The organism is Geobacter sp. DSM 9736, from assembly GCF_900187405.1.
In the GTDB taxonomy this organism is placed as follows: domain Bacteria; phylum Desulfobacterota; class Desulfuromonadia; order Geobacterales; family Geobacteraceae; genus DSM-9736.
Genome location: NZ_LT896716.1, coordinates 1531536 through 1546273 on the forward strand (window position 1 = coordinate 1531536; position 14738 = coordinate 1546273).

7 protein-coding genes and 1 pseudogene are annotated in these 14738 nt (G+C 58.8%); all 8 read right to left on the reverse strand.

Annotated features, from left to right (window positions below; all coding sequences use genetic code 11):
• Positions 1-10: 10 nt before the first annotated feature.
• The 8 genes and pseudogenes from CFB04_RS07010 to fdnG all read right to left on the reverse strand — a co-directional run bounded on the left by CFB04_RS07010 (position 11) and on the right by fdnG (position 14625).
• Complete coding sequence (locus CFB04_RS07010; protein ID WP_088534608.1) at positions 11-5143, reverse strand: CxxxxCH/CxxCH domain-containing protein; 5133 nt, start codon at positions 5141-5143, stop codon at positions 11-13.
• Between the two features lie 376 nt (positions 5144-5519).
• Entirely contained in the window at positions 5520-5987 is a 468-nt protein-coding gene (locus CFB04_RS07015) for an MOSC domain-containing protein (protein WP_088534609.1), read from the reverse strand.
• An 11-nt stretch (positions 5988-5998) separates the two neighbouring features.
• Entirely contained in the window at positions 5999-6976 is a 978-nt protein-coding gene (gene moaA / locus CFB04_RS07020; protein ID WP_088534610.1) for a GTP 3',8-cyclase MoaA, read from the reverse strand.
• Positions 6963-8366 (reverse strand): formate dehydrogenase accessory sulfurtransferase FdhD, encoded by a 1404-nt coding sequence (fdhD, locus tag CFB04_RS07025; RefSeq protein ID WP_088534611.1) that lies wholly within the window; start codon positions 8364-8366, stop codon positions 6963-6965. The genes moaA and fdhD overlap by 14 nt, the downstream gene beginning before the upstream one ends.
• A 139-nt stretch (positions 8367-8505) precedes the next feature.
• The gene (locus CFB04_RS07030; RefSeq protein WP_088534612.1) at positions 8506-9135 is read right to left on the reverse strand and encodes a molybdenum cofactor guanylyltransferase; all 630 of its coding nucleotides are present in this window, start codon (positions 9133-9135) and stop codon (positions 8506-8508) included.
• Between the two features lies 1 nt (position 9136).
• Positions 9137-10345, reverse strand: coding sequence for an NrfD/PsrC family molybdoenzyme membrane anchor subunit (nrfD, locus tag CFB04_RS07035; protein ID WP_088534613.1), 1209 nt, complete (start codon positions 10343-10345; stop codon positions 9137-9139).
• 434 nt (positions 10346-10779) lie between these two features.
• Positions 10780-11595 carry a 4Fe-4S dicluster domain-containing protein gene (locus CFB04_RS07045; RefSeq protein WP_088534615.1) on the reverse strand — a complete coding sequence of 272 codons (816 nt, stop codon included), beginning with the start codon at positions 11593-11595 and terminating at the stop codon, positions 10780-10782.
• Positions 11592-14625, reverse strand: a pseudogene (gene fdnG / locus CFB04_RS07050) (formate dehydrogenase-N subunit alpha). The gene CFB04_RS07045 and the pseudogene fdnG overlap by 4 nt, the downstream one beginning before the upstream one ends.
• Positions 14626-14738 lie beyond the last annotated feature (113 nt).

Here is a 14738-nt window from a genome sequence, read left to right on the forward strand (position 1 = left end):
ATCGAAGCTCCTATTGTGGTGGCGGTGTAGGCCATGGCGTCACATTGTTCCAGTAGTTCTCGTTGGGCCATTGCGTCGGGACCGGAGAAGCCGGCACACCGTCGGAATCGGGAGCGCCGATGCTGAAGGGCAGATTGAACCTGCTCACATGACAGCTGATGGAAGCCTCGGGAGACGTCGATTGCTTCCCGAGGACGGAGCCGATCGGATACCCACGGAGCTGGGTTCGGGAAGAGCTGTCGTTTATGTCGCGATAGTAGAGCCATCCATTGGAGCTCAGCGCCTTCAGCGATGACCATGCTATCCCGTCGCTCGCCTTATCGCCGCGGTGTCTGTAGTCGAGGCAGTTGGTCTGCATCAACCTAGGAAGGCTCGAATTGTGTGGCTGGTGGCACTTGGAGCAGGGATTTGCGTGTTCCTTGTTTGTCCCCCACCCTTTTACCGCCGCATGAACCCGCTCCACGCTTTTCCACTCGGCCTTGTTCGCCCCCGTTGCGGTTCCGGCAGCCCCGGTGTAGTTGCCGAGGAGGGCGGTGCGGGGATGGCACCGGAGACAGAGTCCAGCGAAGGCCTGGTCATCCTCGACCATTTTCTTCGGTGTACCCGCCGTGGTTCCGAAGGTGTTCCGGTCGAGGCTGTATTTAACTTCCGGATCGGGGTTCGGGTATTTGCGGCCTTGATACTTCGGCGTCCCCCACGACTTTTCGGCGATGGAATTCGTTCCGCGGGGATTGGGTGCCGGGTAGTCCTCCTTGTACGGAGAGGAGAGCCACGTATCCTTGAGAAGCGGAACCGCATAGCTCTGCAGTCCCTCAAGAGTGGGGCTCACCCCGTGAGGGTCGTGGCACGGCGTGCAGAGACCTTCGATGGCGCCCATGACAGGTTTCTTCAGGCCTCCGTTAGTGGCCTTGAAATGTCCCCCCATTATCGGCTTTGCTGTCTTCAGCGGCATACCCAGTTTGTAAGGGTCGCTGTTCCGGTCGCCGAAGCGATAGCCGTCCCGGTACCCCTTGATCGGCTGTGTAGCTCCAAATGTGGAGTTGTAGCCCCACGGCGTGCCGGTGCTGTTATCGTCGCCCTTCTTCTCGGTCATATGGCAATCGAAACATTGGCCCGCAGCCGTTGTGTAGGGATTGACAACTCCGTCGCCGGCAGCCTTGCCTTTGGCGAAATAGGTCACTTTGTAACCGCCTTTGCCTGCGGTGACTTCCTTGAGGTTGCCGCCGTTTCGCAGACCGCTGTAGCTGACGTAGCTGGAGGTGACTCCGATGGCCTTCGTATTGCCGTGGGAGTTGTGGCAGTCGAAGCACTGAACCCCCTGCCGTGCGCTGCTCATTCCCGGAAATCCCTTCCGGGTGTCGGAAAGCCCCGAATCAGTGCCTGTCGAGGAGTTCCAGCCACCCTGATTGGCGGCTGCATTGCCGTGGGCGGAGAAAGCCTTGGTCAATTTGAACTTGGCGTTGACGCTTGTCGATGAATACTTGCCCCATCTCGTCACCTGCTTCTGTGCGTATCGGGCCGCGATGCTCTGACGGTCCCACGCGTACTGGCGAGGTGTCTTGCAATCGTCGAAGGGAGTCGTGTCGTTATTCTCATCGCTGTGGCAGCCGAGGCAGGTATTGGTTATCTTCGCCACTTCCTTCCTCTCCACGTATATGTCCGGGCTGCTCACTTTGGACGCAGTGAACTGGACCGCCGAGGCACGTCCTTCCGAGGAGGAGTAGAGCCGGTACGACTGCGGACGTACCTTCGGACCGTAGATGACGAGGTCCACTTTCGCATCCCGCACGGTTGTGTAGTTCTTGTAGTTGTACCCTTCGTGATACTGGATATCTATGAGACCGAGCTCCGTTGCCTCCCAGTGACACTCGTAGCAGTGCTTGTTGTTGGCCGGGATGCCCTGAACGTGGTGGGACTTCCCTCGGAATTGCCCCATCACATCCACGCGTGCGTTGAGATCCCCTGCATGGCACTTCGTGCAATCACGGGGAAGGCCGAAGCCGGAGTGGCGGGGTACCGGCTTGCTCTTATGGCAGGTCCCGCAGGTGCTTCCCCGGCCTCCGTGGCTGTCGGTGAACTTGTGCTCGTGGCATCGGGTGCACACATAGCTGCTGTTATGGCCGTCCCCGCCGTCCTGGCGATAGTGCTGGCTCCCCGTCTGGTGGCAGACGTTGCAGATGCCGTCGATTGTCCCGTTGGACTTTGCATAGTCGGCTCCGGTATTCTTCTGGACGAAGACGACCTTCTTCCTTTTCCCCGGGCTGGGTATCCCGTGCCGGCCGTCGGTTTCGGTCGCAACGTAATCCTGAATCATGTAGAGGTTCGTGTCGCCGTGGGGGTCATGGCAGTCCCAGCAGAATTTCCCACCTTTCCAAATGCCTCGCACCTTGCCGTTGGCGTCCTTCTCCCATCCACCGGAAGCAAGAAATCCCTTGTAATGTTTGTAACCGAAATGAACGGAAGAAGCCTTCGCCTTTACCGGCTTGCGGTACCCGGTGCCGGGGTCGAAACCGAGCCGGTATTTCGGGTTCGAACCGTCATGGCAGCCGTTGCACTTGTCGTTGCTGTCGTCATCATGACACTGGAGACAGACCCCCATCATCATGTACTGGTTTTTCACATCCTCCTTCTGCTCCGCAGTCCAGGTTCCGGCGTTCGTCTTGTGCTGTGTGGCGTCGGTGCCGTGGCAGACGAGCACGCAGGAGGTGGCGCCGTTCGTATATGAGGTATGTGGATGAGACGCTGTAGTTATGTTCAGCAACTGGGGAGCAAGAGATCCAGCATTGTTGTGGCACCCCATGCATTCGCCGTCGTTGCCGGTCATGTGGCAAAAGACGCACTCTTTATCGAAACGGTTGCTGAACTGGTTATGGAGCCTGAGACGGAAAGGATTTCCGCCGTCATTGTGAAGGATTCTGTTGTCGTGGCAGTACCAGCAGGGGTTGAGGGGGAAGTTCGCCGGTGGGTTTCCGGAGGAGTAGTTGCTCATGGTCCGTCCGTGGCCGGTACGCTTCCATTCGCTCAGGTTGATCTGGGCCTTCAGCTTGTTCACATTTCCGAAGTCGTCGAAATCCCGGGCTGTATAGGTGCCGTGGCACGAGAGGCATATGACCTCGCTCTTGACCGAAGCGCCCCATGCCGGATCGGCTCCGGTATGGCAGGCGGTGCCGGAACAGGTCTTGTTTCCCTGGTTGTAGGTACCGTTCTTGCCGGCGGGACCGCTCTGCTTGAAGGTCACGTCCCGCAGCTTGTTGACATGGAACAGGGGGTTGAGGTGCGACACCTCCCCCATGGAGCCTGAGAGCGCCTGGTGACATGCCTTGCAGTCACCCCCATAGGCGATTGTAGTGCGATGGCATTCATCGCAGCTGAAGTCGGTGGCGAGGTGCCTGGAGTGGGAATTGGCGCGGGGCCTGCCTGTTCCCTCGTTTGCGAACATAGGCATCGCCGACTTCCACTCCTCACCCTTCTCCCAATCTACCTGTACCGAAAGAACAGTGGATCGGTTGTCGAGAATGAACTTTCGGCGCCCGTCGTGGCAGTCGGCGCACGAACCGCGGGCATGGCCGTGACAGCTGTTGCATTCGGTGGCTATGCGTGATCCGTCTGCTTTGCGCCAGTTCCAGGGAAAATCCCTCGTCGGCTCGGGATCGGTCGTACCGTCACTGTGGCAGTATACGTTGTCGCAGACCTTGGTGGAGGTGTTGTAGGTGGGAGGGGCGTAGCTTTTGCGGTCACCGGTTATTTTCCAGAAGTCGTTGATCAAGACGTCCCGCGCCCCGTTGACGTGCCTGCTGGAACTGTAGGAACCGTTGACGTGACGGCCCGGGACAATCCCGCCGTCTACTGGGGGTTTTCCTGAAACGGGAATCGACGCAACAGTTCCCGCATGACAATAGGTGCATGGATACTTACGGATCCATTGGGAGCCCACCAGGCGGCTGTGCCCATTGGAGGTCATGGGACGGAAGTTGGCGCTGGTCCCCCGGTGACAGCCGTCGCACTGAAGCGGGGTCGTATCGGACCATTTTACCTCCACTGCAGGAGGACGATTCATGGCATCGCTATGGCAGTAAAGGTTGGTACAGGTACGGTCCTGTCCGTAATTTCCGCCACCCTTCAGGGCCACATCCTTCGCCTCGTTCACGTGCAATGTTCTGTCATTTATGGCGCTGCTGCCTGATGCCGTTTCATTGTGGCACCTGTCGCAGGAGAAAGCATAGGTTGCGCCGCCGGCATGTTTGCCGTGTCTGCCGCTCAGTTCGTCGGTACTGTCAGAGTTGCCGTGGCAGCCGTTACAGCCGAGTTCGCCCGAGCCCCACAGGACTGTCCGGTACTTATTCTCTTTGTCGAAAGGAGCACCGCTGCTGTGACAGTAGATGTCGGAGCAGTTTCCGAAAGCCCGGCTTTCGCTCTGGCTCGGAAGATAATTATCGCCGGAACCGGAATAAGATCCCTCCGGTATACCCTCAGGGCTCCTGGGCCGGACCTGGATGCCGCGGCTGCCCGCACTCGTAGCGTGGGCAAATGGGCTCTCGGCGGCGGCATGGTCTGAATGGCATTTCCCGCATCCCCCGGCGAAGTAGCTCTCGTGCTTCTCATGACTCCCGGCGGTTCCTCCCCCTCCCCCAGCTGGAGGAAAACCGTGGCAGGTCATGCAGGTTTCCGACGAAGGCGCACCGAGTGGCGCGCCCCCCCATGCCGGCGAGGTGGTTTCGAAGTGACAGTTCACGTTCGAGCAGGTGCCGAATTCATAGCCCCTGGAGCGTACAGAACTCTGCGTGAACTGTACCGCTCCACCCCTGTAGCTACCGATGGCGGGGGAAGAGTTGATGCTGAATGCAAGACTGATGACACCGTCGCGGTGGCCGGCGGTGTACGCGGCGCTGCCTGGGTGGCATTTTTCGCATTCCGACGGAGAAGAAGGGGGGGAGAGATGCGAGCGGTGATTTCCGGGAAAACCGCCCGTCGACGTATCACGAGAGGAGGCATCAAGGGGACGGTAGTCACCGGAGGATGGCGAGATCCTGGTGCCGTGGCAATCATAGCATTCCAGTGCAAAGCCGACTCCAGCAGACAGTAACAGGACCGCAAGCACAAAGAGCCAGAGGCGGCTTTTCAGCCAGTAGCGCAAGATTTTCACTTATTTCCTCCCCGCATGAGTCAACAAAGACTGGAGACGATGTCATCAAGAATTTTGGTGCACGGCGGGGAACGGAGGGAGGCCGTGTTTTAACACTGAAACAATGGTGAATACTGCTAAAAGGCGCAATTGAAGAGCTGATCTGGCAGGCAGCAAACCGGAATAATCACAGCTTCAGGTAGATTATTCGGTCACAATGGCTTTTTATTAATTATTTGGCATATTGTAAAAAGCAATTAGAAGACCATTTTAATTAGTTAGGTTGGTGGAGTGGTTGTGAGTGCTTCAGGAGGGAAGAGACGGAAGCGCTCCGGCGAACCCGTGTAAAATGGTTACCCGGCGCTGGACGTACGGGAAACAGCAGGGAATTGGGAAGTTACTCGGTGAGGGTATTCAGTGGATACCCGGCTGAAGGGGGAACTACTGTGAGGGGATCGGAAGGCCTGACCACGCCCCCCGCAAGAACGCGCGCGAAAATGCCTTCTCGTGGCATGACGCAATCACCTGCCTGGTAATAGATGGCACAGCGGGCATGGCATTCCTTGCCGATTCGGGTTACCTGGAGAAGAGCTTCCCCTACCTGAAGAAGTGTGCCGACCTGAAGTCCTGGCAGGTCTAACCCTTCGGTCGTAATATTTTCCGCGAAATCGCCCGAGGAGACTTCCAGGCCCAGACACCGCATCTTGTCGATGCTCTCGCTGGCGAGAAGGCTTACCTGGCGATCACCCGGCCCGGCGTGAGCATCGCCCACTATCCCGTGGTCTTCCTGCAAAACTACCTCTGCGACGGGGTGCTTGCGCTCCCCCTTCCGCTCGCTTACCGATACCGCTACGACTTGTGCCACAAAAATCTCCTTTATCCCCCGATACCGGACATCGCAAAGGGAGAATGACTGATTGCGTCGCTGCCGATACAGTGGCCCCGACCTTTGATGCTGACGAGGCGGCGGAGGGCGCCATCGAGCCCGCACCGGTCCTCCGCATGCAGGAACGGCTTGAGGTCGACGGAATCGGTGCCGAACAGGCAGCTTCGGGCAACGCCGGCGGAAGTTACCCTGATCCGATTGCAATCGTCGCAGAAATGGCGGGAGATGGGGGTAATAATACCGAGGGCTCCGCGCCCCCCCTTTATCCGAAATTCACGGGCAGGCCCGCCCAGGTCTCCCCGCTCCACCGGCTCAAGGGAAAATCGCGAGGAGAGCTCTGCCAGAATCCTGTCTCCGGGTAACAGAAGAGAACCGACATTGTCTGTCCGCGCCGCCGGCATGTATTCGATGAACCTGACGGTACAGGGACGCTCCAACGTCAGCGCGGCAAAGTCAGCCAACTCTCCGTCATTCACACCCCGCATGACCACCATGTTGATCTTCAGGGGAAAACCGGCCCGCCCGGCGGCAGAGATACCGGCCAGGACACGGGACAGATCCCCTCCCCTGGTGATATGGGCAAAGACCTCGGGGCGGAGCGAATCAAGGCTGATATTGAGCCTCTGCACCCCTGCCTCCTTCAAGTCCCCCGCCATCTCCTCCAGAAGAAGCCCGTTTGTTGTTAGCACCAACTGCCGCAGACCCTCGATACGGGACAGCTTGGAAAGGAAGCTGCAAACTCCGCGACGCACGAGGGGCTCACCCCCGGTTACACGGATCTTTTCGATGCCGATGGCCACAGCAGCTTCAGCCACGGAAACCAGCTCCTCGTAGCTGAGTATGTCCGAGTGGAAAAGCTTGGTCACGCCGCCGGCAGGCATGCAGTATGTGCAGCGAAGGTTGCAGCGGTCGGTTATCGAAAGACGCAGATAATTGATCTTTCTCCCGCAGTTATCACGGAGACTCAATGGCTCCCCCCTCACCCTGCCCACATGCCTCTACGAGCCTGGAATATTCCTCCGGCGTGTTGATGTTGAGAAAAGAGCGGTATGCCGGATCGAAACGGGCGACATCTTCGGAAGAAACCAGACTGGTGTTCAGCAGGCCGATAACCTCCATCATTTTTCTGGGTCCGGATACCAGGAATTCTTCGAGTTTCTTGACAGCCGCACGGGTATAGAGGGCATGCAGCGGTTCGCAGCCGGTGGCTGAGCAAGGAATGACGGCATCCCGCGATCCCGCCATCGATACCATGTGCCGGATGAGATGTGGATTGAGAAACGGCATGTCGCAAGCAACGACGAAGACCTTGTCGCAGGAGGCCTGTACTGCCCCGGCGTGTATGCCGGCGAGTACTCCCCTTTCGGCAGACAGGTCGGGCACCTTGCGACACGGCAGGAAAGCGTACTCTTCGGGAGAATTCGTCACAACGATCACCTCGTCGAATAGGCGGTCGAGTTGCCGGTGAAGGGTCTCGATAAGAGTTGCATTGCCGTAAGGCAGAAGTGCCTTGTTACTCCCCATGCGCGAAGAGGAGCCTCCCGCCAGAATGACTCCCGTGACTCCCGGTATCCGCTGGCATGCTGCATCGTCTACAGCAGGCGCTCCGAGGACCAGGCGTTCACAACCCGCATAGACAGTGTATTTCCCCCCCCTTACATACCCGACAAGGGTAATTCCGGCCTGCTCGCAGAGCTGCACGGCCTTGTCAGTAGGCGAGGTACGGGAGGCGATGAGGAGGAGTCCGAGAAGAGAAGCCTTGGCGGCCATTTCGGAGGAGATCCTCCCCGATGTGACGAGCAGCTTCCCCCGCAGGTCGATCTTCTTCAGAAGCGCCTCGCCGGCGATCCTGTCCAGGGTGTTGTGCCGTCCGATATCCTCCGCGAACAGGACCAGGGTTCCGTCTTTCTCTCCCACCGCCGCCGAGTGTATTCCTCCGTGGGCCCGGTACCCCTCGGTCCGCTTGGCCAGTGCATCGGCAAGAATGAACACAGCTTCCGGATCGACTGAAGCAGTGCCGTCAACGGCAAACTGAGCGGCGGCAGGAAGGTTGAAGGTGATCCCGGTGCCGCAACCGCTCGTCAGCACGGGCTTCAGCCGCTCGGGGATCTCCCCCCGTATCCGGACATTCGCCACGCCAACATCCTCACAGACAGACAGCACGTGGAAGTCCTCGACCCGCTCAACGAAACCCTGTAGCCGAAGAAATCCGGCGACAAGGAAGCGGAGGTCATGGGGGGAAGCGATAAGGGTGGCCATCTCGCGGCCGTTAACGTGGAGCACGAGGGGAAATTCCTCCACCACCGGCCGCTCGTGCCGCTCGAATGCCCCGTTATGGTATGTATGGCAAATTGTCATTTATCGCTTGGAAGGTGAGTGCGGCATTCACGGTAGGGCGGATGCCAGCTGGATATAGAGTTTCTGCTATTATGCAGAAATAGCCGTATTCTTCAACAACAATATCCCCAGCTCAAGCGGACGCAACTGCATTGTCGCTTCACATCCGGGCAGAGGCAGGCATTGCGATTTCCGCCCGCTCCGCCTGCCTCAACCGGTAATACTCCTCGGGAGTATTGATGTTGCTGAAGGAGAGGAAATCCGGATCGAAACGGGCAACTTCCGCCCTGGGCACCGTCCGTACCTTTAATCCGGTAAAGAAGGAAACGATGCGGCGTCTGCCCGAGAGGAGGGCTGAATCCATAGCTTCCAGGCAGTTCTTGCCGTAGATGGCATGGAGCGGCTCTACACCGTGGGGGCTTTCTGCGACCACCACGTCCGCCTCCCCGGTAAGCCCCGCCATGTGCCTTACCAGGTTCGGGTTGAGATACGGCATGTCGCAGGCGACGACAAAAGCGGCAGAAGCTGCGGCATGGAAGAGCCCCGCATGGACGCCCGCCAGCGCCCCTCCTCCAGTATGGAGATCTGCAACTTTCCTGCACGGAAGAAAATCGTACTGCTCCGGCGAGTTGGTCACTACGAGAACCTCGGGGAATATCTCGCAGAACTGCCTATAAATGGCTTCTATGAAGCGCCCCCCCCGGTACGGGAGGAGCGCTTTGTTGCTACCCATCCGGGAGGAACGCCCCCCCGCGAGAATGACGCCGGCTGTGGAAGACGGATTCGCCATATCAGACCTCGTTCGCTACGCCGTTTGTCCCTTTGTCGATCTTTCTGAACGTATCCGGGATCGAGTAATCCACTGTCTCCGGATGGTGCTCGAACACCGGGAAATATTTCGCGATCAGTACGAAGAAGAGGACGTGGGCCGCGATGATCCCTATGGTGACGAGCGATTCGAGGAGAGAGGGAAAGTAGATCTGCTGATCCGGCTGGATCATCCCGAACATGGAGACGTTGAAGCGGTTGAGAATGAGCCCGCATATGACCAGCGTAGCGGCGCGAAGCTGGAGTCGGCTGTCGGTGCGGCACCGCTCCAGGGTGAAAAGAATCATCGGCAGCACAACTCCCCCGAGAACCTCCACGAGAAAGAGGGTCGTCAGAACCGGCCGGTCGAAAAGCCTGCCGTGGCTCAGGAACGCCAGGGCGTAGAGCTTGACCGCCAGGTAGACGCCGAGAACCCACGGGATGATCTTTGTGAGGGTCTTGAGGAGCTCCGTCTCGTCCGGCTGGTTCATGTACCGGTGCACCATGGTGGCCTCGAAGATGATGATGGAGAGCCCGGTGAAAATCGCGGAGAGCCAGAACTGGAGCGGCAGGAGCGGGTTGTACCAGAGATTGTGGAGCTTATCGACGGCGATAAGGAAGAAGGTTCCCAGAGACGACTGGTGCAGGGTTGAAATGGAGGCGGCCAGCACCGCGAAGGGGACTTCCAGGTTGCGGAGCAGCCTCAGCGGTATGTGCCACCCGAACCTCTCCGACACCGGGTGCAGAAACTCCAGGAAAAGGACGGTGGTGTACGCCATCACGCACATGGATACCTCGAACATCGGGGAGTGAACGTTCCAGTAGACGAGGGTGTGCCAACCCTTGTGCGGCTGCCCGAGATCGAGGAGAAGGCCGATGCAGACAAGGGAGTAGCCGAGAAAGCCGGTGATGATGGCAGGGCGGACCAGCGGCTCCAGGCGCTTGATGTGGAAGACATGGGCGACTACGCCGATGGTGAATGCACCCGCCGCCAGGGGAACTGCCGTGACGACGTCGAAGGATATCCAAAGTCCCCACGGGTAGGTGTCATTGAGGTTGGTGGTGGCGCCGAGGCCGAAGATGAAGCGGACGGCGGAGGCCAACGCTCCCAGCACCACCAGGAAGATCATGAACTTCAGGAAGCGGTGGTACCCTTTTATTTCGTTGATGATAACTCGTGCAGCTGCTGTCATGGAGATTCCTCCTGATACGTCTGATAATAGAACACGTGGGTGCGGAAGCTGCCGGGACACCTCCGCCGCTCAGACGAGAAATTTCTGCTGCTCTATGGCTCATTCGCGGCAGCCGTCTGGCTGCCTGAGCTCATTTCGCAGAGAGCAGCGACGAAATTTCCCGAATTCGCTCTGTCGGCATCCCGGCAACTTCCGGACGGACGGCACAAGAAAGCCTTAGAACTGGAAATTGAAGGTTGCTCAAAAACAGCCAGATCGTCGCACCTGTTTGACTGCCCCAGCGGCGTCAGATTCGCGATGATTCCGTTGTCGGCGCCGACCGATGGCCCGCAGGCGTAGCAGCGCTACGTCGAGGAGCCTGAGGAGAAGCCGACGGCGGAAGGGCGCGAATATGACGCCGCCTGCGAAGAGGACGGCGGCGAGATGGCTGTGCTTCAGCGACCGTCCTCCTCTTCTTCGCGCCGGATGCGCTCCTTCCGGTGGCTGAACCAGGAGATCAGCGAAAGCCCTCCGCCGACGGTCAGGAAGACGCCGGGGACAAGCCGCAGCGCATCCCAGGTATAGGACGGCAGCGGGCGCTTGGTTACCGGCTTGAATCCGAGCTCGTCGAGAGGCTGGTGGGTCAGATAAAGAACGCTAGTCCCGCCGGCCTCTTCCCTCCCGTAGATGGTGGGGAAGTAGCGCTTAGGCCTGTTGCGCAGGCGTTTCTCCGCCTCCTTAATCATCTCTGCGCGGGTACCATAGGATATGGCAGTCGGACAGGCGGTTACGCAAGCAGGCTGGAGCCCGTTCCTGACACGGCTGTAGCAGCCGGTGCATTTCTTCACGAGTGGAAACGCCTTGCTCCACTCGTACTTGGGAATGCCGAACGGGCAAGCCACCATGCAGAAACGGCAGCCGATGCACTTATCGGCAAGGTAGACAACCGGGCCTTCGGCGGTCTTGCGGAAGGCCCCGACGGGGCAGACGGAAGCGCATGCAGGCTCGTTGCAATGCATGCACATCTCCTTGTAGAACGCGAACTCGTTCTGTCCCTGCTTCTGGTAATCCTTGAACTTCACCCGGGTGAATGTATGTTCCGACATCTGGGGAGGGTTCTGATATCCCTCCCCGCTGAAGAAGGTTGTCTTCTCCCCCTTCAGCTGGTTCCACTGCTTGCACGCCACCTGACATCCTCGGCATCCGGTGCACTTTGTGGTGTCTATGAGAAATGTATTTGTCTTGTTGAAGTCGATGGTGCCGGAGCTCATCCTTTCCTCCCCCCCTTCTCGATGTTGCACAGAAACGCCTTGAATTCGGGGATGCCTGTGTTGGCGCACCCTACCGACGGGGTAAGGACATTGCCGCTGTCACCGGTCGCAAGGCCGGCATACCCGAAATGCCACGGCATACCCACCTGCTCCACCAGGTTGCCGTCCACCTCGAAGGGTTTAAGGCGGGAGGTAACGAGGGCCACCGCTTCGATACTTCCCCGCTCGGTGGATACCCGCACCTTGTCCCCCTGCCGTATTCCCTTCTTCTTCGCGAGGGTTTCAGACAGCTCGACGAACATATCCGGAACCAGCTCCACGAGCCATGGCAGGCTGCGGGTCATGGCCCCCGCCTGCCAGTGTTCGGTGACGCGGTAGGTGCTTCCGATGTAGGGAAACTTGCTCGTATCGCTGGAGACATCCTTGGGGAGTTTCACAACAGGATTTGTCTGCACCCTCGATAGAAGGTTCCGTGCAGGGCTCTCCACCGGCTCGTAATGCTCCGGGAATGGTCCGTCCTTCATGTCGAGGGCGTAGAGCCTGCCGTGCCCCTCGGGAATCATGATGAAGGGGTACTTTCCTTCCTTGTCGTCCGCCATCGGGGGCCACGGGCCGTCGGGCACATCCCCCTGCCACTTCTTCTCCAGCCCGTTCCATGCAAGGAGCGGGCGGTTCGGGTTGAACGGCTCCCCTTTCGGGTTGACCGAAGCCCTGTTGTAGATGATGCGCCGGTTCACCGGCCAGCACCAGGACCACTTGGGGAACAAACCGAGACCGGTCGGGTCCGACTGGTCGCGGCGGGCCATCTGGTTCCCATCGTTGGTGTAGGACCCGCAGTAGATCCAGCAGCCGCTTGTCGTGGAGCCGTCATCCTGCAGGTACTTGAACATGGGGACCTGGTCACCCTTCCTGAACGAAAGGATCTTGTCCTTCTCCTTGATCTCAATGTCGCGGGTGAAGTAACCGTTGATCTCCTTCGCCACCAGGTGTACGTCCGGCTCGTGACCGTTGCCGTAGCTCCAGGAAAGCCGGGTGATCGGCTCAGGGAAGGCTCCGCCCTGCCTGGTGTAGAGAGCCTTCAGCCGCCTGTGGAATTGGTCTATGATCCAGAGATCGCTTTTGGAATCGCCAAGGGGATGCACGGCAGCATACCGCCACTGGGCCCAGCGGCCGGAGTTGGAAATTGAACCTTCCTTCTCTACAGAGGAGCACGCAGGAAGCATGAAGACCTCGGTCTGTATCGACTTCGGGTCGACCCCAGGGCGCTTCCAGAAGATGGATGTCTCCGTCTCCCAGAGATCGGCGGTAACGAGCCACTTGAGCTTGCCGAGCGCCTCTCGTGCCTTGACGGAATCGGGTCCTCCGACCGCGGGGTTCATCCCCATGCAGACCAGCCCCTCGATCTCCCCCTTCCCCATCTTCTCCATGACCTTCACGTAATTGTAGTTTCCCATCCGCTTCGGGAGGTATTCATAGCAGAAGCCGTTTTCGGGGGTGGCGTCGTCGCCGTACCATGCCTTGAGAAGGCTGGTTATGTACTTTGGAGTGTTTCCCCACCAGTTGGCGCTCTTGGGGTCTTTGGTCTTGGGGGTCCACTTCTCGACATAGGTCTTCAGGTCGGTGTTGTCGAATTCAGGCGACTTCAGGTATCCGGGAAGAATGTGGAAAAGAAGCCCGTAGTCGGTGGAACCCTGGACGTTGCTCTCGCCGCGGAGGGCGTTGACCCCGCCGCCGGCGATGCCGATATTCCCGAGAAGCATCTGCAGGAGCGCTACCGCACGTACATTCTGGCTTCCGTGGGTCGACTGGGTGATTCCCATGGCATAGAGGATGGTGCCCGACTTGTCGGCGCGGCCGGTACCGCAGAAGGCGCGGGCGACCTTGAGGTAATCCTCCATTCTCGTGCCGGTAGTAGAGCAGACAGTCTCGATGTCGTACCGGCTGTAGTGTTTCTTCATGAGCTGGTAGACACAGTTCTGGTCCCGAAGGCTCGGGTCGCGGCGCGGCTTTCCGGTACCATCGAGGGCATAGCCCCACGACTTCGGATCGTAGCTTTTCTCAGCGTCGTCGAAAGAGCAGAACATGCCGTCCTGGAAGCTGTATGTGTCATTTACGATGAAGCTCGCGTTGGTGTACTCCCTGACATACTCCTCGTGGATCATCCCCTTTTCGAGAGCGTAGTTTATCAGCCCCCCGAGAAAGGCGATGTCGGTGCCCGGGCGGACCTGGGCGTAGATGTCAGCTTTGGACGAAGTCCTAGTGTAGCGTGGATCGACGGAAATGAGACTGGCTCCGTTGTCCATCGCCTCCTCGATCCATTTGAACGATATGGGGTGATTCTCCGCGGGATTGCAGCCGATGGCGAGGATCACGTCGGAGTTCTTCAGGTCTATCCAATGGTTGGTCATGGCACCACGACCGAATGAAGCCGCCAGACCGGCGACTGTAGAGGAGTGTCAAAGTCGGGCCTGGTGCTCCAGCTGCCCCACCCCAAAGGAGCGGGAAAACTTGGACCAGAGGTAGCACTCTTCGTTGTCGAGGCCTGCACCGCCGAAGAAAGCCATCCCGTCGGTGCGGTTGACGACGTATTCCTTGTTGTCCTTCTTGTTTACCTCCGTCTTTTTGAAGGTGCGGTCGCGTGTATCCTTCATCCGCAGGGCGATCCTGTCGAGAGCCCAGTCCCAGCTCTTCTCTTCCCAGCGGTCGGAGCCGGGGGCCCGGTACATGACCTTCTGAAGACGGCGCTCGTTGTTGGCTATCTGAAACAGCGCCCCCCCCCTTGGGACAGAGGGAGCCACGGTTGATGGGGTGCTCCGGATCTCCCTCGGTATTTACAACCTTTCCGTCTTTCGTATGAACGATGAGGCCGCACCCGACCGAACAAAAAGGACAGACAGTAGTAGTTGTTTTCAATCCCTTGGTGCGAAGGTCGGGAGCGTCGACGCTCGCCTCCCCCGGCTTGCCCGATACGGCGAGTCCTGCAGCCGCCAGCGCCCCTCCTTGCAGAAACTGCCTGCGTGAAATACCCATAACATCAACCTCCTGTATGATGCGGGCCTTTCGGCCCGGTTCTTGTTAAATGTCGGGTAAAAGCGCAAGCGTTGTGCCAACCTGTTTACACGTAGACAAAACAGGGTTAGGCT

What these genes read in the sequence shown, in the direction of transcription:
- fdhD (WP_088534611.1), bottom strand. Translation starts at nt 8,366, where the DNA reads ATGACAATTTGCCATACATACCATAACGGGGCATTCGAGCGGCACGAG.
- CFB04_RS07030 (WP_088534612.1), bottom strand. Translation starts at nt 9,135, where the DNA reads ATGGCGAATCCGTCTTCCACAGCCGGCGTCATTCTCGCGGGGGGGCGT.
- nrfD (WP_088534613.1), bottom strand. Translation starts at nt 10,345, where the DNA reads ATGACAGCAGCTGCACGAGTTATCATCAACGAAATAAAAGGGTACCAC.
- CFB04_RS07045 (WP_088534615.1), bottom strand. Translation starts at nt 11,595, where the DNA reads ATGAGCTCCGGCACCATCGACTTCAACAAGACAAATACATTTCTCATA.